The 21,550-nt window shown below is 54.3% G+C and carries 19 protein-coding genes; 17 read left to right on the forward strand and 2 right to left on the reverse strand.

What is annotated here, in order from left to right; genetic code table 11:
- Window positions 1-229 precede the first annotated feature (229 nt).
- From gyrA to pyrF, 11 genes are all read left to right on the forward strand, one after another.
- Window positions 230-2,887 (forward strand): DNA gyrase subunit A, encoded by a 2,658-nt coding sequence (gene gyrA, locus ACJAXR_RS13405; RefSeq protein ID WP_415058779.1) that lies wholly within the window; start codon window positions 230-232, stop codon window positions 2,885-2,887.
- 8 nt (window positions 2,888-2,895) lie between these two features.
- The gene (serC, locus tag ACJAXR_RS13410) at window positions 2,896-3,981 is read left to right on the forward strand and encodes a 3-phosphoserine/phosphohydroxythreonine transaminase (protein ID WP_415058780.1); all 1,086 of its coding nucleotides are present in this window, start codon (window positions 2,896-2,898) and stop codon (window positions 3,979-3,981) included.
- A 5-nt stretch (window positions 3,982-3,986) separates the two neighbouring features.
- Window positions 3,987-5,084: a prephenate dehydratase gene (gene pheA / locus ACJAXR_RS13415; protein WP_415058781.1), complete on the forward strand. Its 1,098-nt coding sequence runs from the start codon at window positions 3,987-3,989 to the stop codon at window positions 5,082-5,084.
- Between the two features lie 87 nt (window positions 5,085-5,171).
- Window positions 5,172-6,284, forward strand: coding sequence for a histidinol-phosphate transaminase (hisC, locus tag ACJAXR_RS13420; protein ID WP_415058782.1), 1,113 nt, complete (start codon window positions 5,172-5,174; stop codon window positions 6,282-6,284).
- Window positions 6,277-8,496 (forward strand): bifunctional prephenate dehydrogenase/3-phosphoshikimate 1-carboxyvinyltransferase, encoded by a 2,220-nt coding sequence (locus ACJAXR_RS13425; protein WP_415058783.1) that lies wholly within the window; start codon window positions 6,277-6,279, stop codon window positions 8,494-8,496. The genes hisC and ACJAXR_RS13425 overlap by 8 nt, the downstream gene beginning before the upstream one ends.
- A complete protein-coding gene (gene cmk / locus ACJAXR_RS13430; protein ID WP_415058784.1) occupies window positions 8,493-9,185 on the forward strand; it encodes a (d)CMP kinase in 693 nt (230 codons plus the stop codon). The genes ACJAXR_RS13425 and cmk overlap by 4 nt, the downstream gene beginning before the upstream one ends.
- A 159-nt stretch (window positions 9,186-9,344) precedes the next feature.
- Window positions 9,345-11,027, forward strand: a complete 1,683-nt coding sequence (gene rpsA / locus ACJAXR_RS13435; RefSeq protein ID WP_415058785.1) for a 30S ribosomal protein S1 — start codon at window positions 9,345-9,347, stop codon at window positions 11,025-11,027.
- A gap of 172 nt (window positions 11,028-11,199) precedes the next feature.
- Window positions 11,200-11,493: an integration host factor subunit beta gene (gene ihfB / locus ACJAXR_RS13440; RefSeq protein WP_415058786.1), complete on the forward strand. Its 294-nt coding sequence runs from the start codon at window positions 11,200-11,202 to the stop codon at window positions 11,491-11,493.
- A gap of 67 nt (window positions 11,494-11,560) precedes the next feature.
- A complete protein-coding gene (locus tag ACJAXR_RS13445) occupies window positions 11,561-11,860 on the forward strand; it encodes a lipopolysaccharide assembly protein LapA domain-containing protein (RefSeq protein WP_415058787.1) in 300 nt (99 codons plus the stop codon).
- A 5-nt stretch (window positions 11,861-11,865) separates the two neighbouring features.
- Window positions 11,866-13,041, forward strand: a complete 1,176-nt coding sequence (gene lapB / locus ACJAXR_RS13450) for a lipopolysaccharide assembly protein LapB (protein ID WP_415058788.1) — start codon at window positions 11,866-11,868, stop codon at window positions 13,039-13,041.
- A gap of 30 nt (window positions 13,042-13,071) precedes the next feature.
- Window positions 13,072-13,773, forward strand: coding sequence for an orotidine-5'-phosphate decarboxylase (gene pyrF / locus ACJAXR_RS13455; RefSeq protein WP_415058789.1), 702 nt, complete (start codon window positions 13,072-13,074; stop codon window positions 13,771-13,773).
- Window positions 13,774-13,785: 12 nt separating this feature from the next.
- On the opposite strand, the gene ACJAXR_RS13460 is transcribed toward pyrF, so the two are convergent.
- On the reverse strand, window positions 13,786-14,655 hold the full coding sequence (locus tag ACJAXR_RS13460; protein ID WP_415058790.1) for a DUF6279 family lipoprotein: 870 nt from the start codon (window positions 14,653-14,655) through the stop codon (window positions 13,786-13,788).
- A gap of 82 nt (window positions 14,656-14,737) precedes the next feature.
- Complete coding sequence (locus ACJAXR_RS13465; RefSeq protein ID WP_415058791.1) at window positions 14,738-15,226, reverse strand: anti-virulence regulator CigR family protein; 489 nt, start codon at window positions 15,224-15,226, stop codon at window positions 14,738-14,740.
- A gap of 328 nt (window positions 15,227-15,554) precedes the next feature.
- Here ACJAXR_RS13465 and ACJAXR_RS13470 point away from each other — a divergent pair, with 328 nt between their 5' ends.
- From ACJAXR_RS13470 to ACJAXR_RS13495, 6 genes are read left to right on the forward strand one after another with little or no spacing between them, the layout of a single operon-like run.
- Window positions 15,555-16,982: an MFS transporter gene (locus tag ACJAXR_RS13470; RefSeq protein ID WP_415058792.1), complete on the forward strand. Its 1,428-nt coding sequence runs from the start codon at window positions 15,555-15,557 to the stop codon at window positions 16,980-16,982.
- Between the two features lie 60 nt (window positions 16,983-17,042).
- Window positions 17,043-18,920: an MFS transporter gene (locus tag ACJAXR_RS13475; RefSeq protein WP_415058793.1), complete on the forward strand. Its 1,878-nt coding sequence runs from the start codon at window positions 17,043-17,045 to the stop codon at window positions 18,918-18,920.
- Window positions 18,917-19,894, forward strand: a complete 978-nt coding sequence (locus ACJAXR_RS13480) for a DUF2157 domain-containing protein (protein WP_415058794.1) — start codon at window positions 18,917-18,919, stop codon at window positions 19,892-19,894. Before ACJAXR_RS13475 ends, ACJAXR_RS13480 begins: the two co-directional genes overlap by 4 nt.
- On the forward strand, window positions 19,891-20,589 hold the full coding sequence (locus ACJAXR_RS13485; RefSeq protein ID WP_415058795.1) for a DUF4401 domain-containing protein: 699 nt from the start codon (window positions 19,891-19,893) through the stop codon (window positions 20,587-20,589). The genes ACJAXR_RS13480 and ACJAXR_RS13485 overlap by 4 nt, the downstream gene beginning before the upstream one ends.
- Window positions 20,589-20,948: a DUF4401 domain-containing protein gene (locus ACJAXR_RS13490; RefSeq protein WP_415058796.1), complete on the forward strand. Its 360-nt coding sequence runs from the start codon at window positions 20,589-20,591 to the stop codon at window positions 20,946-20,948. Before ACJAXR_RS13485 ends, ACJAXR_RS13490 begins: the two co-directional genes overlap by 1 nt.
- Window positions 20,945-21,460, forward strand: coding sequence for a GDYXXLXY domain-containing protein (locus tag ACJAXR_RS13495; RefSeq protein ID WP_415058797.1), 516 nt, complete (start codon window positions 20,945-20,947; stop codon window positions 21,458-21,460). Before ACJAXR_RS13490 ends, ACJAXR_RS13495 begins: the two co-directional genes overlap by 4 nt.
- The last annotated feature ends 90 nt before the right edge of the window (window positions 21,461-21,550 follow it).

Below are 21,550 nucleotides of genomic sequence, written 5' to 3' on the forward strand. Positions count from 1 at the left end.
ACTTCTGACGTATTTTTTGCTGCCAGGGTGTAATGCAGCCCCGCGAACGTCTTTCGGCTCCCTCCCCAGCCCTCCCTGTGGTATTCTATTGGGCTTTAATCGGTCCGTCGGATTTGGCTATTGAATGGCCGATAGAAAAGCCGTTCAGTGGCTCTGTAGGGTCTTTAACTGCGCCGAACAATTGCTATGGGCATCGTCACGTTGCCGACAATAAAAGGAATGCCGTTTCATGGGTGAACTGGCCAAAGAAATCCTTCCAGTCAATATCGAAGATGAGCTTAAGCAGTCCTACCTCGATTACGCGATGAGCGTGATCGTTGGGCGGGCTTTGCCGGACGTGCGCGACGGCCTTAAGCCAGTGCATCGCCGCGTATTGTTTGCGATGAGCGAACTGAAGAACGACTGGAACAAGCCCTACAAGAAATCGGCCCGTGTGGTCGGTGACGTGATCGGTAAGTATCACCCGCATGGCGACTCTGCGGTATACGACACCATCGTACGTATGGCCCAGCCATTTTCTCTTCGCTATCTGCTGGTTGATGGTCAGGGTAACTTTGGTTCTGTCGACGGCGATAACGCTGCGGCAATGCGGTATACGGAAATCCGTATGACCAAGCTGGCCCATGAGTTGTTGGCCGACCTGGACAAGGAAACGGTTGACTGGGTACCCAACTACGACGGTACTGAGCAGATCCCTGCGGTCATGCCGACCAAGGTACCGAATCTGTTGATCAACGGCTCCAGTGGTATTGCTGTGGGGATGGCGACCAATATCCCGCCGCATAACCTGACCGAAGTGATCAATGGTTGCCTTGCGTTGATCGAGAATCCGGACATGTCCATCGACGATCTGATGGAACACATTCCGGGCCCGGATTTCCCAACGGCCGGTATCATCAATGGTAGTGCCGGTATTGTTGAAGCCTACAAAACTGGTCGTGGACGTATCTATGTGCGCGCCCGCTGCATTATTGAAGATATCGACAAGGTTGGTGGTCGTCAGCAGATCATTATCAACGAGCTGCCCTATCAGTTGAACAAAGCCCGGCTGATTGAAAAGATTGCCGAGCTGGTCAAGGAAAAGAAGATCGAAGGCATCACCGAGCTGCGTGACGAGTCCGACAAGGATGGCATGCGCGTGGTTATCGAGATCCGTCGTGGTGAAGTGGCTGAGGTTGTGCTCAACAACCTGTATACCCAGACACAGATGCAGAATGTATTTGGTATCAATATTGTTGGCTTGCTTGACGGTCAACCGCGCATTTTGAACCTCAAGGAGTTGCTTGATGCATTTATCCGTCATCGCCGTGAGGTAGTTACCCGCCGCACCGTGTTTGAGTTGCGCAAGGCGCGTGAGCGTGGACATATCCTTGAAGGTCAAGCGGTTGCGCTGGCCAATATCGATCCAGTCATTGCGCTGATCAAGGCATCATCCACTCCAGCAGAAGCCAAAGAGCGGTTAATTGCCAACCCCTGGGAGCCAGGCGCGGTGATTGAAATGGTCGAACGTGCCGGTGCTGATGCTTGCCGGCCGGACGGGTTGGACGCACAGTTTGGCCTGCGTGACGGCAAGTATTATCTGTCTGCCGAACAGGCCCAAGCGATTCTTGATCTACGCCTGCACCGTCTGACTGGTCTTGAGCACGAGAAGTTGCTGGCCGAATATCATGAAATTCTGCTGCAGATTGGTGAGTTGTTGCGCATCCTCAATAGTCAGGAGCGGCTGATGGAAGTGATCGTTGAGGAGCTGGAGCTGATTCGCGCCAACTTCGGCGATGCGCGCCGCACCGAGATACTCGCCTCACGTCTGGATCTGAGTCTGGCTGATCTGATAACAGAAGAAGAGCGTGTGGTGACCATTTCCCATGGTGGCTATGCCAAGAGCCAGCCGTTGGCTGACTATCAAGCCCAGCGCCGCGGTGGTCGTGGCAAGGCGGCAACGGGCGTAAAGGATGAGGATTACGTCTCTCATTTGCTGGTCGCTCACAGTCACACGACGCTGCTGCTGTTTTCGAGCAAGGGCAAGGTGTACTGGTTAAAGACTTACGAAATACCCGAAGCATCGCGAACCGCGCGGGGTCGTCCGCTGGTTAATCTATTGCCGTTGGATGAGGGCGAATTCATCAGTGCCATGTTGCCTGTCGATGAATATACCGCAGGCTGGTTTATCTTCATGGCGACCGCCAACGGCACCGTGAAGAAGACGCCGCTTGAGCAATTCAGCCGCCAGCGCAGTGTCGGTCTGATTGCCCTGGATCTGGACGAAGGTGACACGCTTATCTGCGCTGCCATTACTGATGGTGAGCGCGAAGTGATGTTGTTCTCCGACGGCGGCAAGGTGACACGCTTCAAGGAAACCGACGTACGTGCCATGGGCCGGACTGCCCGAGGTGTGCGTGGCATGCGTCTGGCTGGCAGTCAGCAGCTGATTTCCATGATTATCGTCGAGGAAGGCACGCAGATACTGACGGCCTCCGCCCGTGGTTATGGTAAGCGGACGGCTGTAGAAGAGTTCCCGCAATACAAGCGCGGTGGCCAGGGTGTGATCGCTATGGTCAGCAACGAGCGTAATGGTCCGCTGGTGGGCGCGGTGCAGGTCGTTGAGGGCGAGGAGATCATGCTCATTTCTGACCAGGGCACCCTAGTGCGCACGCGTGTAGCCGAGGTGTCCAGTCTGTCGCGTAACACTCAGGGCGTGACCTTGATCAAGGTTGCCAGCGATGAAAAGCTGGTCGGTCTGGAGCGTATCCAGGAGCCGTCCGAATCGGAGGAAGATATCCTGCATAGCGCCGGCAGTATTGAAGGCGCGATTGTCAGTGAAGTCGAACCCATAGGCCCGGTCGATGACGACGATGGTGCTGAGACAAGCGACAATGATCAGGAGTAATGGTTGACGTGAGCAAGCGACTGTTCAATTTCTGCGCCGGCCCGGCGGCGCTTCCCGAAGCCGTGCTGAAGCAGGCACAGGCCGAGCTGCTCGACTGGCAAGGCAAGGGTCTCTCCGTGATGGAGATGAGTCATCGTAGTGAAGAGTTCACCAGCGTCGCCGAGACGGCCGAGCAGGATCTGCGTGATTTGCTGAACATCCCCAGCAACTACCGGGTACTGTTCCTGCAGGGTGGCGCGAGTCAGCAATTCGCGCAGGTACCGCTCAACTTCATGCCCGAGGGCGGCAGTGCCGACTACATTGATACCGGAATCTGGTCGATTAAAGCGATCGAGGAAGCCTCGCGTTTCGGCCATGTCAATGTCGCTGCCAGCGCCAAGGAGTATGACTACTTTGCGATTCCGGGCCAGAACGACTGGAAACTATCCGACGCTGCGTCCTACGTGCATTACACGCCAAATGAGACGATTGGCGGGCTTGAATTCGGCTGGATCCCTCAGGTTGGCGATAAGTCTCTTATCGCGGATATGTCTTCGACTATTCTGTCGCGACCGATTGATGTTTCCAAATTCGGCATGATCTACGCTGGCGCGCAGAAGAATATTGGGCCCAGCGGGCTGGTCGTAGTCATTGTGCGTGAAGATTTGCTGGGTGAAGCGCGAGCCAGCTGTCCGACCATGCTCGATTACTCGGTGGCAGCGAAGAATAGCTCGATGTACAACACGCCACCGACCTTTGGCTGGTATCTGGCCGGTCTGATTTTCAAGTGGCTGAAAGAGCAGGGTGGCCTGGAGGCGATGGAGCGGATCAATAACGCCAAGCAGCGCACGCTGTACCAGGCTATCGATGACAGCGAGTTCTACAGCAATCCGATCAATCCGGCCGATCGTTCCTGGATGAACGTTCCTTTCCGTCTCGGTGACGATCGTCTGGACAAGGCATTTTTGACCGGAGCTGAAGAGCGTGGGCTGTTGAATCTAAAGGGTCATCGCTCTGTCGGTGGCATGCGTGCTTCGATTTACAATGCCGTTTCCCAGGATGCGGTCGATGCGCTGGTGGCCTATATGGCCGAGTTCGAAAAGCAACAGGGCTAATTGGCATGTCTGATGAAGACCAACTCAAGGCGCTGCGCAAGCGCATCGATTCACTTGATGAAAAAATTCTCGAGCTGATCAGCGAGCGTGCCCATTGCGCGCAGACGGTGGCTCAGGTCAAGCAGAAGTCATTGCCAGCCGGCAGTGAGCCGGTATTTTATCGGCCCGAGCGTGAAGCCTGGGTGCTCAAGCACATCATGGAGTTAAACAAAGGCCCGCTGGACAACGAGGAAATGGCTCGGTTGTTCCGTGAGATCATGTCCGCCTGCCTGGCGCTGGAACAGCCCCTCAAAGTAGCTTACCTGGGCCCCGAAGGCACCTTTACCCAGGCGGCTGCGATGAAGCATTTTGGCCATTCTGTGGTCAGCGTGCCTATGGCTGCGATCGACGAGATTTTCCGCGAAGTAGCCGCTGGCGCTGTCCAATTTGGCGTGGTGCCGGTGGAAAATTCTACTGAGGGCGCTATCAACCATACGCTAGACAGTTTTCTCGAACACGATATGGTCATCTGTGGCGAAGTAGAGTTGCGCATTCATCATCATCTGCTGATTGGTGAGAATACCAAGACCGACCGTATCTCCCGGGTGTATTCCCACGCTCAGTCGCTCGCCCAGTGCCGCAAGTGGTTGGACGCGCATTACCCGAATGTTGAACGCGTGGCGGTGGCAAGCAACGCCGAAGCGGCAAAGCGGGTGAAAGGTGAATGGAATTCCGCGGCGATCGCCGGCGATATGGCCTGCGAGCTGTATGGATTGAGCAAGATTGCCGAAAAAATTGAAGATCGGCCGGATAACTCGACCCGGTTCCTGATTATTGGCAGCCAGATGGTCCCGCCAACCGGCGACGACAAGACATCAGTTATCGTTTCCATGCGTAACAAGCCGGGTGCTCTGCATCATCTGTTGCAGCCGTTCCATAATAATGGCATTGATCTTTCGCGTATCGAAACGCGGCCATCGCGCAGCGGTAAGTGGACTTACGTGTTCTTTATTGACTTTTTTGGTCATCAGCATGATCCGCTGATCAAAAATGTGCTGGAGAAGATCAATGACGAGTCGGTCGCGCTCAAGGTGCTCGGTTCGTATCCAAAGGCCGTGCTGTAGTCGCGGCGAATAGGTTGTGTGGCTAAAGGAGCGGTCCTTCTGGGGTTGCTATCTGTCGTTTGAATGTCGCTATCCGAGGCGTGTTTTATGACTTGCGATTTTCTTGCCCTGGCGCAGCCAGGCGTTCAAAAGCTGTCTCCCTATGTACCCGGCAAGCCAGTTGGCGAGCTTGCCCGAGAGTTCGGGTTGAATCCCGCTGATATCGTCAAGTTGGCTAGTAACGAAAACCCGCTCGGACCAAGCCAGAAAGCCGTCGCGGCCATCCAGGCAGCGTTGCCGGAGATGACCCGGTACCCCGATGGTAATGGCTTCGCACTGAAGCAAGCACTGTCCCGCCGGCTGGCCGTCAATCCGGCGATGATTACCTTGGGCAATGGCTCCAACGATATCCTTGAGCTGGTCACCCGTGCCTTTGTCGGCCCGCAACACGAAGTGGTGTTTAGTGAGCATGCTTTTGCTGTCTATCCAATTGTTACTCAGGCCGTAGGTGCGCAGGCTGTAGTGGTGCCGGCCAAGCACTGGGGTCATGATCTGGATGCAATGGCCGCCGCCATAACGGCAAAAACCCGTTTGGTCTTTGTTGCCAATCCGAATAATCCCACCGGCACCTGGATCGAAAAGGCAGAGCTGGAACGCTTTCTTGCGCAAGTGCCGGAACAGGTCATCGTCGTGCTTGACGAAGCTTATACAGAGTACGTGGAAACCACGGACGTACCCAACGGCCTAGACTACCTTAGCCAGTATCCCAATGTGCTGGTGTCGCGCACTTTCTCCAAGGCCTACGGTCTGGCGGCTCTGCGCGTAGGTTACGGCATTTGCCACCCGGCGATTGCCGATGCGATGAACCGTGTTCGCCAACCTTTCAATGTCAACACGCTGGCCCTGGTCGCCGCGGTAGCGACTCTGGAAGATGAGGCGTACCTAGTCGAGAGTCGTCGTATCAATCGCGAGGGTATGGCTCAGCTGGAGGCCGGATTTATCGCGTTGAAGCTGAACTGGATTCCTTCAAGAGGCAATTTTATTGCGGTCGATCTTGGTCGTGAAGCCGCGACAATCTTCAACAGCCTGCTGCGGCAAGGTGTCATCGTACGGCCCGTCGCCAACTATGGCATGCCTAATCATCTGCGGGTCTCCATTGGTCTGCCTGAAGAGAATCAACGCTTTCTTGATGTTCTGAAGCAGGCAATGCTGAATGGGTAAGGGTACTGTCGGGCGACTGGTTGTCGTTGGCCTTGGGTTGATTGGTGGGTCTTTTGCCAAGGGCATCAGGCAGTCGGGACTGTGTCGTGAGGTGATCGGCTACGACGCTGATCCATTGGCGCGCAATCTAGCGGTACCCCTGGGTGTTGTCGACAGCGCACCCGGCAGCCTGGCAGAAGCGGTAGTCGGGAGCGATGTGATTATGCTCGCCGTGCCGATATTGGCCATGGAGAAAGTACTCACGGAGCTGGCTCGGCTTGAGCTTGGTGATGCGGTCATTACCGATGTCGGCAGTACCAAGGGTGCGGTAGTGGCGGCAGTGGAGCGCGCATTCGGCAAGGTGCCCTCACGGTTCGTGCCGGGTCATCCGATAGCTGGATCTGAACGTAGCGGGGTAGAAGCTTCTGATGCCGAGCTGTTCCAGCGGCACAAGGTTATTTTGACACCCTTAGAGCAAACAGATCCGCAGGCGCTCGATCTGATAAGCGGCCTGTGGCGGGCGCTCGGGGCTGATGTGGAACATATGGCGCTGGCAGATCATGACGAGGTACTTGCTGCGACTAGTCATCTACCGCATCTGCTGGCGTTTTCACTGGTCGATACCCTGGCGTCGCGTAGCGAAAATCTGGAGATATTCCGTTATGCCGCGGGTGGTTTTCGCGATTTCACTCGGATTGCGGCAAGCGATCCAACCATGTGGCGCGATATTTTTCTCGCTAATCGGGGCGCCGTACTGCGCAGTCTCGACGCCTTTACCCGGGATCTGGGGCATTTGCGCACGGCAATCGATGAGGGGGATGCCAAAGCCTTGCTGGGCGTCTTTACGCGGGCCAAATCAGCCCGCGAACATTTCAGTCATATTCTGGCCCGCAGGGCCTATACGGAACCTATGCAGACTCAAGTCAGTAATTTCATTGCGAGCCCCGGTGGATGTGTTCAAGGCAGTATTCGCGTCCCGGGTGATAAATCCATCTCCCACCGCTCGATTATGCTTGGCTCCCTGGCCGAGGGTGTTACGCAGGTTGAGGGTTTCTTGGAGGGTGAAGACAGTCTGGCTACCCTGCAGGCGTTCCGTGACATGGGCGTGGTCATCGAAGGGCCACATCACGGGCGCGTAGCCATCAATGGTGTAGGTCTGCATGGCTTGCAGGCGCCGCCTGGTCCCATCTATGTAGGTAATTCCGGCACCTCCATGCGGCTGCTTGCCGGTTTGCTGGCGGGCCAGCAGTTCGACAGTGAGCTGACCGGGGATATCTCCCTGTCTAAGCGGCCGATGGGTCGGGTGGCGAAGCCGCTGCGGGAAATGGGCGCGCGGATCGACACGGGCGAAGAGGGCAGGCCGCCACTGCGCATTCAGGGCGACAGCCGGTTGGTGGGTATGGATTACACCATGCCGATGGCCAGTGCTCAGGTAAAATCCTGTCTGTTGTTGGCCGGACTTTATGCATCTGGGCGCACCTCGGTGACCGAGCCTGCGCCAACGCGCGATCATACCGAACGGATGCTTAAGGGTTTTGGTTATCCCGTGTTGGTCGAGGGCGCCAAAGTGACTGTCGACCCCGGCCAAGTGCTCACGGCATGTCGTATTGATGTCCCCGCAGATATTTCATCGGCGGCCTTTTTCATGGTTGCTGCAAGTATTGCTGAAGGCTCAAATTTGCTTCTGCTGCATGTCGGCATCAATCCGACTCGCATCGGGGTTATCAATATTCTGCGTGAAATGGGCGGTGACATAACTCTGGAAAACGAGCGTGAAGTCGGCGGTGAGCCTGTAGCTGATATTCGTGTGCGCCATGCAGCATTGAAAGGGATCGATATTCCGGTTGATCAGGTGCCGCTGGCTATCGATGAGTTTCCTGCATTGTTCATTGCGGCAGCCTGCGCAGAAGGGCGCACCATATTGCGCGGTGCCGAAGAGCTGCGGGTCAAGGAGTCAGATCGGATTCAGGTTATGGCGGACGGGTTGCAGACCCTTGGCATCCAGGCCGAACCTACCCACGACGGTATTATCATCGAGGGCGGCCAGTTGCGGGGGGGGGCAGTCGAGAGTCACGGTGATCACCGCATCGCAATGGCATTCAGCATTGCCTCGTTGCGCGCGTTGACTGATATACACATTAACGATTGCGCCAATGTGGCGACATCATTCCCGGGGTTTGTGGCGTTGGCCAGTTCGGTTGGCATCATGGTTCGGTTAAAGGAGAGCGCGTGACAGATCAAGCCATACCGGTCATTACCATCGACGGACCTGGCGGGTCGGGCAAAGGCACGATCGCCGGTCTGCTGGCAGCTAGACTTGGCTGGAAGCTGCTGGATTCCGGCGCACTGTATAGGCTGCTGGCGTTTGCCGCGCAGAATCACGGTGTGGACCTGACCAATGAGGAGGCCTTGAAGACTCTGGCTGCCCATCTCGACGTCCAGTTCCTGGCTGACGGTGGCGACCGTGAACAACGGATTATCCTCGAGGGTGAGGAGGTGACGCGCGCGATTCGTACCGAGGCGATGGGTACTGGGGCGTCGCAGGTAGCTTCAATTCCGGTGGTGCGAGCAGCCTTGCTCCAAAGACAGCAAGCGTTTCGCGAAGCGCCTGGTCTGGTAGCCGACGGCCGGGATATGGGTACTGTCGTCTTCGCCGACGCTGAGGTGAAGATTTTTTTGACCGCCAGCCCCCACATCCGAGCAGAGCGCCGGTACAAGCAGTTGCTCGAAAAAGGTGAAGCTGCTAATCTGGCGAGTCTTCTCGATGAGATTTTGGCACGGGATGAGCGCGATATGACTCGCAGTGTGGCGCCTTTGCGCCCGGCTGACGATGCAATCGTACTTGATTCGACCAGTCTGTCGATTGAAGAAGTACTTGAAGCGGTGTTGTCGGAAGCACGCAAGCGCGACCTTCAGGGCTAATCAGGGCATCCGCTGCCGGGAAACCAGCCTGGCCGGCAACGGGCATTTAATAATCAACCCACATCAGCTGGTGATGTGGCGGGTATGTTTGCTGCAGGGCGCGCGAAATAACAAGCGGCCAGGCGGTTACTGCCTAAATAACCATTTACAGGATTCCAAATGAGCGAAAGCTTTGCCGAACTTTTTGAAGAAAGTCTAATTACCCTCGACATGCAGCCGGGTTCCATCATCACCGGTATCATTGTGGACATCGACTCCGATTGGGTCACCGTTCATGCTGGTTTGAAGTCTGAAGGTGTCATCCCCCGTGAGCAATTCCTGAATGATCAGGGCGAGCTGACGATCAAAGTGGGTGATGAGGTCCATGTTGCACTGGAAGCCGTTGAAGACGGTTTCGGTGAAACTAAACTGTCCCGTGAGAAGGCCAAGCGTGCCGAATCCTGGAAAGTCCTCGAAGCAGCTTTCGCCGCAGAAGAAATCGTCAAGGGTGTTATCAACGGCAAGGTCAAAGGTGGCTTTACCGTCGATGTCAACACTATCCGCGCGTTCCTGCCAGGCTCGCTTGTCGATGTCCGCCCTGTGCGCGACACCACGCACCTGGAAGGCAAGGAACTGGAATTCAAGGTCATCAAGCTTGACCAGAAGCGCAACAACGTCGTTGTCTCCCGTCGTGCCGTCCTCGAAGCCGAGAACAGTGCCGAGCGTGAAGCCCTGCTGGAAACTCTGCAGGAAGGTCAGGTTGTCAAAGGTATCGTCAAGAACCTCACAGATTACGGCGCATTTGTCGATCTGGGCGGCGTAGATGGTCTGTTGCACATCACCGACATGGCATGGAAGCGTATCAAGCATCCTTCCGAAATCGTTAATGTTGGCGACGAGATTGACGTCAAAGTGCTGAAGTTCGATCGTGAGCGCAACCGCGTTTCTCTGGGTCTGAAGCAGCTGGGCGAAGATCCATGGGTCGCTATCACAGGTCGCTACCCAGAAGGTACTCGCGTTACTGCCAAAGTTACCAATCTGACAGATTACGGCTGCTTCGCAGAGCTGGAAGAAGGCGTAGAAGGCTTGGTTCACGTATCCGAAATGGATTGGACCAACAAGAACATCCATCCTTCGAAAGTGGTAAACGTTGGCGACGAAGTAGAAGTTATGGTTCTGGACATCGACGAAGATCGTCGTCGCATTTCCTTGGGCATCAAGCAGTGCAAGATGAACCCATGGGAAGAGTTCTCCAGCAAGTTTAACAAGGGTGACAAGATCTCCGGCTCCATCAAGTCGATCACCGATTTCGGTATCTTCATTGGTCTGGATGGCGGCATCGACGGTTTGGTTCACTTGTCCGACATTTCCTGGAACGAAGCTGGCGAGGAAGCCGTGCGTCGTTTCAAGAAGGGTGACGAGATTGAAACCGTCATTCTGTCGGTCGATCCAGAGCGTGAGCGCATCTCCTTGGGCGTCAAGCAGCTGGAAGACGATCCGTTCTCCAACTTTGCTTCGTTGAACGAGAAAGGCACCATCCTGAACGGTATCGTTAAGGAAGTTGATGCCAAAGGCGCCATCATCACTCTGGCCGAAGAAATCGAAGGCACGTTGAAAGCCTCTGAAATCAGTCGTGACAAAGTCGAAGATGCACGTAACGTCCTGAACGTTGGTGACGAAGTCGAAGCCAAAATCATCAGCATTGATCGCAAGAGCCGCGTGATCAGTCTGTCGATCAAGGCGAAAGACGTTGAAGATGAGAAAGAAGCGATCCAGGGTCTGCGTCAGCAGGAAATGGCCGCTTCCGGTCCGACCACCATTGGTGATCTGATCAAGCAGCAGATGGAAAACAAGGGTAACTGATTCAAGCCCTTGTAGTTCCTGAAAAGGGCGACTTAGGTCGCCCTTTTTTGTGCCTTTTTTTCGCATTTGATGCTTTCTGACTGGTTGCGACGGTTCGTACACTGTTCAAACCGGGCCAAGCATGGTAAAAATAATAAAAATAGAGCTAGCCGCTTGATAAAAAAGGAAAATCATGACCAAGTCGGAGTTGATCGAGCGCATAGTCGAGCAGCAGGGACAGTTATCAGCCAAGGATGTCGAACTGGCTATCAAGACCATGTTGGAACATATGTCTCAGGCGCTTGCCGGCGGTGAACGGATTGAAATTCGTGGCTTCGGCAGCTTCTCATTACATTATCGTGCGCCGCGCGTAGGACGTAATCCCAAAACAGGCGATTCGGTAGAGCTGGATGGTAAATTCGTGCCACACTTCAAGCCTGGCAAGGAGCTGCGTGATCGGGTTAACGAGTCTTTGCAGATAGCGTGAAGCGGTTTCTCCCACGCTTTGCACTACGCTATACTCTCCTGACACGAATGGACTGGGGTGGTGTGGTATGCAATGGCTGAAGCGCGCAATACTTATAACTCTCCTTTTGCTAGTCGCCTTAGCAACTCTGGATTTTGTGCTGGAGAACCAGCAAAGTATCCAGCTTCAATTTCTTGAATTGCAATCTCCTGCTATGCCACTCTCCCTTTTCATTATCGTTGCCTTCATTCTTGGAAGTCTTCTCGGTGTGTTTATCGGTTGGCTCATTACAACTCGTTTGCGCTTGAAACTCATGGTGCAGAGTAATGAGCTGAATCGTTATCGCAAGGAAGTCGACAAGCTTCGCACTCAGGCGGTCAAAGGCTGATACCCATGCAGGAGCTGATGTTCCTCGGGCTCTTTGTGCTGGCGCTCGGAATAGGCTGGCTTTTGGGCCGTCGTGAAGCGATCAAGGTTGGTTTCATGGTCCAGCCCCACGGCAGTGCGTTGGATCGGCAATATTTCATTGGCTTGAACTACCTGCTTAACGAGCAGCCTGATGAGGCGATCGAAACCTTTATACGCGCCTTGGAAGTGAACCCCGAAACCGTAGAAACACACATTGCCATTGGCAAGTTATTTTGCCAGCGTGGTGATGTCGAGCGGGCAATCAAGGTACATCAGAATCTGCTCGCGCGGCCTAATTTAACCCGAATTCAGGCAGATAACGTGCAACTGGAATTGGCTCGGGATTATCTTGCCGTTGGCATGCACAATCGCTCCGAACGGCTTCTGGATGAGCTGGTGGAAAGTGGGTCACCCTTGCGAGCCGAAGCTCTTGTCGATCTCGTCAAGGTTCATGAGCGCGAGCACGACTGGTTGAACGCGACCGCCGTGGGTGAAAAGTTGGTTCGTGATCGGCCACAATTTGCAATAACCTTGGCTCATTACTACTGCGAAATTGCGCTTGAGCCGCTGCGAAAACAGGAATTATCTCAGGCGCGCAAGCATCTAAATGATGCGCTTCGAGTCGATTCGGGATGTGTTCGCGCAATGTTGATGTTGGCTGAGCTGGAAGACGGTCTGCGGCGATATAAGGACGCTGCAACTTGGTTAGAGCGGCTCGCCGCAAGAGACCCGGATATGGTTCCCCATGCCTTGCCTCTGGCGCGACGTAGCGCTCATAATGGCGCGCTTGATATAGCCGCCTATCTGGACTCAACAATCGACAGCGGGTCACCGTTGATCGAAACGGTGCTTGCCCGGGCCGACTTTCTGCGCGGGGAAAATAGCGTCGGAGATGTAAGTCGTTTTGTCTTGCAGCATATTCAGCGTCAGCCTTCGCTACGGGGACTTCTTTACCTGATCGATTTGCATCTGGATCATGTGGATGCAAAGGGACGGGATAATTTGCTCATATTGCGTGGTGTCGTGGAGGCGCTTGTGTTGGAAAAGCACCCGTACCGCTGCACGTCATGTGGCTTCATGGCTAAGCATCTGCACTGGCAGTGCCCTACGTGTCATGGCTGGTCAACCATCAGACCGCTCAAAGGTCGCGAGGCAGTTTGAGTGGTATCAATATTTTTACAGGATTAATTCATGCCCTGCGATACCCCGATAATCGTCGCGTTGGACTTCCCGGAATCTTCCCTGGCCATTGCGATGGCCGATCAACTGGATCCGGCTAAATGCCGAGTCAAGGTTGGTAAGGAGTTATTTACCAGCAGCGGCCCGGCAATAGTGGATCAGCTTCACCAGCGCGGCTTCGAAGTCTTTCTGGATTTGAAATTCCATGATATTCCAAATACCACGGCTAGTGCGGTCAGAGCTGCAGCTGAATTGGGCGTGTGGATGGTCAACGTACACGCCAGTGGCGGTCGGCGAATGATGGAGGCGTGTACTGATGTTCTCCAGGCTCGCTCCGGTCATCGTCCGCTGTTTATTGCGGTTACAGTGCTGACCAGTCTCGAACATAAAGATTTGCATGAGGTTGGTGTTGATATTGAGCCCATGGTCCAGGTTCAGCGGCTCGGTCGGTTGGCTCAGGACTGTGGTCTCGATGGCCTGGTCTGCTCGGCCCGTGAGTCAAAAGCATTGCGCGGTGCACTGGGTAGCGAGCTCTTGTTGGTGACCCCGGGTATTCGCTCAGTCGACGTTAATGCAGATGATCAGAAACGAGTAGTCACACCCCGTCAGGCAATGAGCGATGGCAGCAGTTATCTGGTAATCGGTCGCCCGATTACACGAGCGAATTCGTCCGCGTTGGCGCTCGATTCAATACTCGCTGAATTACAGGAGTGATTGAAGCAGCTGCTATGCGTCGGTGCATTGTAGAGCCTGTATATCCGCTCTAATGCCGGCTAGGCGTTTGCTCAGGTGTCTTTGTTGTTTGTTGCTACTAAGCTGCATGAGGTCCGTTATCAGTTGTGCGCCACGTTCTGTGTTGGTAGCGGCGATTCGCTTGAAATCGGCGGTCCAAAAGCGTTCACGATCCATCATCAGGTCGGTGATGTGTTGAGCAAAGTCGGGCTGGTCACGACGATTGACGGTGTCTACAAAAGCGCTCTGCCAGGCCTGTCTATTTTGCAACCATATCTGGTTCTGCCCTTCTAGTTCAGCAGACCAGACTGTTAACAGCGCTTGCTGCGGTTCATTGAGTGGTCCAGTCCAGTCCTCTAGGCGATCCTGCGCCCGCTCGATACGGTCTCGATTCTGTGCCAGCAAGTCTGGCTCAAGATACTTCTCATTCATCTCGTTCTGCTTTTCTTGCAGATTCTTGGTCAGTTCCTGTACCTGCCGCGCATCGAGTTGGCGCATAAGACCTATGAGAGTGGGCGTAATTTCTCCGATCAGACGATCTGCAGAGGCCTCCACATTAGGAAGCCCCTGCATTAGTACACTTGGATCAAGATGTTTTGTGTAGAGGTTGGTCCCTAGGTCGTCCAGGAGCGGCAAGTACTGTGGAAGTTCGCTTCTACAGTGCCAGTCCAGATGACCTTCGATACGGGATGACAGCCATTGCTTCTGGGCACGGTCGAGCGATACGTAGTCACCCACTTTCCAGCGAATTAGCCAGTCAAGATTGTTGTAGGCAAGGCGGGTGGCACTGCAAGCGGCGAGTAGTATGATGCTGGCTGCTAGCAGGGCCATTTTCCAATAGCGGTAGGTTAGTAATCTCAGCATGAAGTATCCCATAGTAGTGAACCAAGGATAGTTCGCACAACACGACAATGCTTGGGGAAAGTGTATCTTTTCCGGTCCTTTTCTATTGCAGGACGTTGTCTATGATGGCTTCGATAACCCCCGTCGTAGCGTCTACCAACACAGCATCAGTACCCACTTGGCGCCAGTCATAGCCCGGGTAGTCAGGTAGGTTTGACCGTACCCGGCCGTCGAATCGTTTAGCTATGCCAGGAGGTAGCGGTTTGCCGCGTGCAAGATTCTTACGAATTCCCGGTGGTAAGGACGCAGTTGGCTCGATATAGCGTTGTTGATCTCGAAAGATAGCCCTAATAACGGTTTCCTCAAGATTGACGGAGCGCTCATCTCGGTCCCACGAACGCTGTTCCTGGCTGTACCGTCCGTCATCTGATTTATTGCCATGGCGCTTTTCGTCGAATTTCTGAGTGTGCTTGCCTTCACGTGCTTCAGTGTTGCCACGGTTTTCCGGTGGTTGCGCAAAAGCACTTGCGCAGGCCAGACTCGAGACGAGAAGAAGAGTGGAGGTTAGTAGTTGGATCGGGCGTTTTTTCAAGTTGTTCTCCTGTTCATATTTCAGACCGCTGGCATGGATGTTGGTTCAATATAAGCTGAACTGCCTGAATTGAGTATTGCCCTTGTCTGCCCTTTGAACATAAGGTCGGTGAATAAGCATCATTGCATTTTTAGATAGTGGCTCGAACATCTGTCAGACAGTGTGTTTGTGCCTGCATACTGCATTATCAGAAAAAAGTTCAATAAAAGGCGGCTGCAATTTAATTGTAAGTGTATTGCGTCAGAACTAATCAGACTACGAATAACAATAACAGGCCGGAAAGTCCATCTATAGGGTTGTATCTGGCCGTTTTCTGCGGGAGTGCAGTATGAGTCAGTCAGGTGTCTTGAAGCGTTCGACCATCCTCATTCACGGCTCAGTGGGTATGCCACTGGCCATCATCGGTTATCCCCTGGTGGTGTATCTGCCTCCTTTTTATGCCCAGGAGGTAGGGCTCAATATGGCTTTGATGGCCATCGTACTGGTTATTGCTCGACTGTCTGATGTGATTACTGACCCGCTCATAGGCACTCTGAGTGATCGCTGGCAAACGCGGATAGGCCGCCGCAAGCCCTGGCTGATTATGGGCACGCCCGTGATGCTTCTGGGTACGGTCATGATTTTCATGCCTCCTGAAGGAGCAGGCATTAGTCATCTGCTGACCTGGACCATTATCATGTATCTAGGTTGGACCATGGTTACATTGCCCTACGGCGCATGGGGGGCTGAGCTATCGTCGCTCTACCACCAGCGCAGTCGCGTTACAGCATCGCGAGAAGGCTTTGTGCTGATCGGTCTGTTCCTTGCCGCGCTAGCGCCGGCAGTCGTACAGGCTATGGGCGCCAAGTTTCAGGCCGGTGATACTGATGGCGTGTTGATGCAGACGCTGATCTGGATGATTGGCACCAACGGTGAGCTGAGCACAGGTTATGGGCCTATTCTGGCAAGTATGGCTTGGTTGCTCATAATCCTGTTGCCGTTGACAGTCTTCATGGTGGTGACCCGGGTCAAGGAGGCACCACCGCAGTCAGTTCAGCGCACAGACTGGAAGCAGGGTATGCGCGTGTTGAAGAACAACGGCCCCTTCAAACGCATGATACTGATGTTGTTGATCGTGGTAACGGGAGAGTCTTTTCGCAACGCGCTGTCGGTATTCTTCATGCAGCATGTCATCCAGATTCAGGCGCAGATCGGTCTGATGTACCTGTTGTATTTCGGTGTCGGTATTCTTGGTATTCCCTTCTGGCTGATTCTGGGCAAGCGTATTGGCAAGCATAAGGCGTTTTGTGTCGCTGTCGGCGTATCCAGTGCGAGCATTCTGGGCATGTTCTTCCTCCAGGCGGGTCAATTGGTGCCCTTTGCCGTGATGTTCGCGGTGAAGGGATTCTGCTTCGCCGCGTTCCAGTTTCTGCCTCTGTCTATGCTGGCTGATATTGTTGACGTCGATACTGCGCGTAGCAAAGAACATCGCACAGGGCTGTTTTTTGCAATGTCGGGCATGGCTCAGAAACTGGCTATGGCATTTGGACTGGGTTTGTCGCTAGGACTGCTTGCGTTAGTGGGTTTCGACGCTACCCAGGTGGTCCATACGGACGGTCAGTTGATGGCCCTGCGCTTGCTCTACATCATCGGACCTGTGTTGCTCTACATAGCCGCTTTTGCCGTTGCATGGAATTACCCGCTGACCTCTGACCGCCACGAGCGTATTCACCAGTGGATACAGCGGCGCAACGTCAGGCTGCAAGTGGAGCCCTGAACGGTGTTCCGTTATGCTGGCATCCAAAATCAAGGATAGACATAAAAGGATAGCGCCTGGATGTCACAGCACTCGCAGTTCAGTCTTCTGAAGAAACGGCGTTTTCTGCCGTTTTTTCTGACCCAGTTTCTGGGCGCATTCAACGATAACGTTTTCAAGCAGGCGCTGATCCTGGCTATTCTGTTCAAGATCGTGGTTGTGGCCGATCACGATGTGTTGATCAATCTCAGTGCGATGCTTTTCATTCTTCCCTTTTTTCTGTTTTCTGCGCTGGGCGGTCAATTTGGGGAGAAGTTCGCCAAGGATGCCTTGATTCGTATTATCAAATTGGGCGAGATAGGTATCATGCTGGCCGGGGCTGTCGGGCTAGTGCTTGGTAGTCTGCCTGTGCTACTGACCGTACTCTTCGCGATGGGGACGCAGTCTGCGTTGTTTGGTCCGGTGAAGTACTCGATTCTTCCCCAGCATCTGCAGGAGCACGAGTTGATCGGTGGCAACGCATTGGTAGAAATGGGTACGTTTCTGGCGATACTCGGCGGGACCTTGTATGCCGGTTTGCTGATGTCCGGAGTGGATTGGGCTACTTGGGTTGCGGGTTCTGTGCTGGCTGTGGCTGTGCTTGGCTTTCTGGCTAGCATGTCTATTCCTCGGGCTCATGCAGCTATGCCGGAACTCAAAGTTGACTGGAATATTTTCCGTCAATCCTGGGCCATTTTGCATCTGGGGCTAGTCCAGCAGGTTCCCTCGGTGTCGCGCTCGCTGCTGGGTAACTCCTGGTTCTGGTTTCTCGGCGCTACCTATCTCACTCAAATTCCTGCCTTTGCCAAGGATTACCTGCATGGGGATGAAAGCGTTGTCACGCTGATCCTGACGGTATTTTCGGTGGGCATTGCGACGGGTTCGCTGCTGTGCGAAAAAATGTCCGGTCGCAAGGTGGAAATCGGTTTGGTGCCTTTTGGTTCCCTGGGTTTGACTGTGTTCGGTCTATTACTCTGGTGGGGATCGACCGGGGTGCCGGCTGAGGCGTTGCCCTATGGCTGGTTGCAACTAATGGCCCTGCCGTCGGCCTGGTGGGTGATGACCTGCATACTGGGAATCGGCGTGTTCGGCGGCCTTTATATAGTGCCGCTTTACGCCTTGATCCAGTCGCGCACCAGCGAAAACGAGCGCGCCCGCGTGATTGCCGCCAACAATATTCTCAATGCGTTGCTGATGGTCTTGTCTGCGATCACCGCCATTGTGCTTCTCACGCTTGTGGAGCTGACTATTCCTCAGCTGTTTCTGGTTATCTCGCTGCTGAACGTTGCGGTGAGTGCTTATATTTACAGTATCGTGCCGGAATTCGGCATGCGTTTTCTAATCTGGCTTCTGGGTCATTCCCTGTACCGCGTGCAACACGAGAATCTGGAAGCGATTCCCGACGAGGGACCGTGTTTGCTGGTTTGCAATCACGTGTCATTTGTTGATGCGTTGCTGATTGGCGGTGCAGTCCGGCGACCGGTGCGTTTTGTCATGTACTACCGTATATATGAACTCCCGGTACTTAATTTTATCTTTCGCACCGCAGGGGCTATCCCGATTGCGGCCCGCCATGAAGATGAAGCCATTTATGACTTAGCCTTCAAACGGATAAGCGATTATCTGGATGAGGGCGAGGTTGTATGTATCTTTCCCGAAGGCAAGCTGACGGCCGATGGAGAGATGAACGAATTCCGCAATGGAGTCTCCGGCATATTGGAGCGTAACCCCGTACTGGTCATTCCGATGGCGCTGCGTGGTTTGTGGGGTAGTTTCTTCAGTCGCGATCCACACAAGGGTTTCTTCCGTCGCTTCTGGTCGCGGGTGTGTTTGGTCGCCGGTGAGCCTGTAGCGCCAAGTGAAGCCAGCGTCGCATTGTTGCAATGCCGGGTAGCCCAGTTGCGCGGTGAAGCAATGTGAGCGGTGCACTGAGACAGAATGAACAGATACTGGCTTGGGCCGAGGAAGGATTGCTCGATGCGCAGCAGATGTCGGTTCTTGCCGAGCAAGGATCGCTGGCCCCGGATGCCGGCGACTGGAAAATCCTTCTGGAGCGTGTGTGCATAATGGCGGGTGTGATTCTGCTAAGTGCCGGAGTGATTTTTTTCTTTGCTTGGAACTGGCAAGCCATGCATCGATTCGTGAAGCTCTCACTGGCTCTGAGCGGATTGAGTGTCTTTACGGCCTTGGCTTTTATCGCGTCCCCCGCCTCGATTCTGTATCGATCGGCGCTGCTGGGTTGCTGTATTGCTACCGGGTCGGTGTTGGCATTGATCGGCCAGACATACCAGACCGGCGCGGACGTCTGGCAGCTGTTTGCGGGTTGGGCCTTGCTGATAATCCCCTGGGCCTGGCTTTCGTGCTCGGCGGCATGCTGGGGGCTGTTCTGGGTTGTCGGTCAAGTGGCGCTTCTGGCTTTTTTCGGTCAGTCGCAGTGGCATGGCCTTTTCGCCGGCCTGGAAGGCTATCAGGCATTACTCGTCATTGCGCTGGCCAATCTCGTGATGCTCATTTTTTTTGAGTGTTTTTATACCCGTTTGCTGGCCCAGCCAAGGCGTGCCGCTCAGCGTTTGGCATGCTTCGCTTTATTGACGGCACTCGGAAGCGGAGGTGCCGCAGCATGGTGGAGTGATGAATATGCACCGCTATTGTTTGCGTTGCTGCTGAGTAGCGGAGCGATGTTGGTTTTTTATCGTCAGGTACGTCTTGATCTGCCCATCCTTGCCATGACGTTGTTCTGGTTGATTGTCTCGGCAACGTCGGGCCTGCTTCGTCTGATGGGCGAGATGGATGCGTTTTTTCTGATTATCAATGCTGTGGGCGCATTTTTGATGGTCAGCCGTGCGTTGGCGTTTGTCTGGTTGGCACGCCTGTTTCGGGAATATCAATCATGAAACAGCTCTGGTCTGGAGTGTTATTGGATCAATTGCAGGAAAAACTCAGCCTGGATGCTACGCAACACGATCGTTTGCTCGCAGGGACGCAATCGCCTTGGTGGCTCTCAGCCTTGCTTGGGCTTGCTGCATGGCTCGCTTCCATTCTGTTCATTGTCACTTTGTTGGGTCCCTGGTTTGTGCTGGTAGACGACATTCCGGGCCGAGCGGTGGCGGGCGTGATGCTCATTGTGCTGGCGCTCTGGATGTTTCGCCGACAGCAGGTCTTTGCTAGTCAGGTGGGTTTGGTGTTCTCGCTGACAGGGCAGGGGATGTTGATTTTTTTGCTGGGTGAATACCTGGATACGGAGCTTGATAGCTGGCGACCGCTCGCGGTTTTTAGCTTGCTGGTTTCAGGCATATTGCTGTGGCTGCCCTCATCCTTCCTGCACCGACATCTGTGCGCGCTGCTGACATTGATCAGTTTGGCTGTGCTGATCGGCACGGGTATAGGCTTTGCAATCTATTGCGTGGCATTGGCGGTGATTACCTGCATGCTCTGGCTGCAACGCAGGCACTGGGTGAACCACCCCTATTCGGCGCAAATACGGGCCTTGACTGATGCAGGGACACTAATCTCACTGATTATGGTCATGCTTGCGCGTGAGGACATGCTCGATCAATCCCTTGAGCTGAATCTGCCAGAAGCTGCTTAATGGATGCATCTTGTTTATCCTCTTGGGATGGCTTGCTGGTTGGTGTGGTTGCATGGCTGGTAAGGTCAGCGTTGGGTGCATCATATTGGCTTGCACTTGGCGCCGCAGTGCTGCTCGCGGTATTGGCATCGCCGGCACCGGGCTTCTTACTCACGCTGTCACTGGGGCTTGCAGTCTTTCAGGCTAGCAATCGTAGCTGGCTGATATTGATGCCAGCGTTTGCCACCTTCTACCTGTTTGTTCTTTATTACAGCCTGCATATCAGTCTGCTTGATAAATCCCTGTTGATGATCGCCAGTGGTACTTTTCTACTGGTGTGTGGTTGGTGGATGTCACGTTATTCCGAGGCGCTGACATGAAGCGCTTCATGCAGCGCAGTGGCCTGGTAGCCGCCTGGTTACTGGTCGTCTTGGTCATGCTACTTGCTGTTCAGGGCTATGAGCGCACGCTCAACGAGGGACAGCTGGTGCTGTTGCGTCTCGCTCCAGTAGATCCGCGCTCGCTCATGCAAGGGGATTACATGGCACTGCGGTTTACGGCAGACAGTGACTTGGCGCAACATATCGAGGATATCTTGGAATTCGCTGGTGCGCCGAGCTACGCCTATCTTGCGGTAGATAATGAGGGCAGGGCGACGCTTGATGCTGTGGGGGGCGAGCCTAAGGCTGCACCGGGCAGGATCAGTATGCGTATCCGCTCCACCGATGGCGAAGCCTCAGTGGGGCCCAACGCGTTCTTTTTTCAGGAAGGGACGGGCGAATTGTATGAAACGGCCCAATGGGGCGGCTTTAGAGTTGCTCCGGATGGCACTGCGTTGTTGGTGTCTCTGCACGATGCCACTCTTCAAAGAGTGGGTATACAACGGCGTTAAACATGTCGGGTTTTTATCGCGACGGTTCTGAAACGCCAGATCAGGAGGGTCCTGAAGTCTGCCAGGCAGACTTTTCGGAAGTACTGCTCT

The sequence above is a fragment of the Halopseudomonas sp. genome, from assembly GCF_047631575.1.
GTDB lineage: Bacteria > Pseudomonadota > Gammaproteobacteria > Pseudomonadales > Pseudomonadaceae > Halopseudomonas.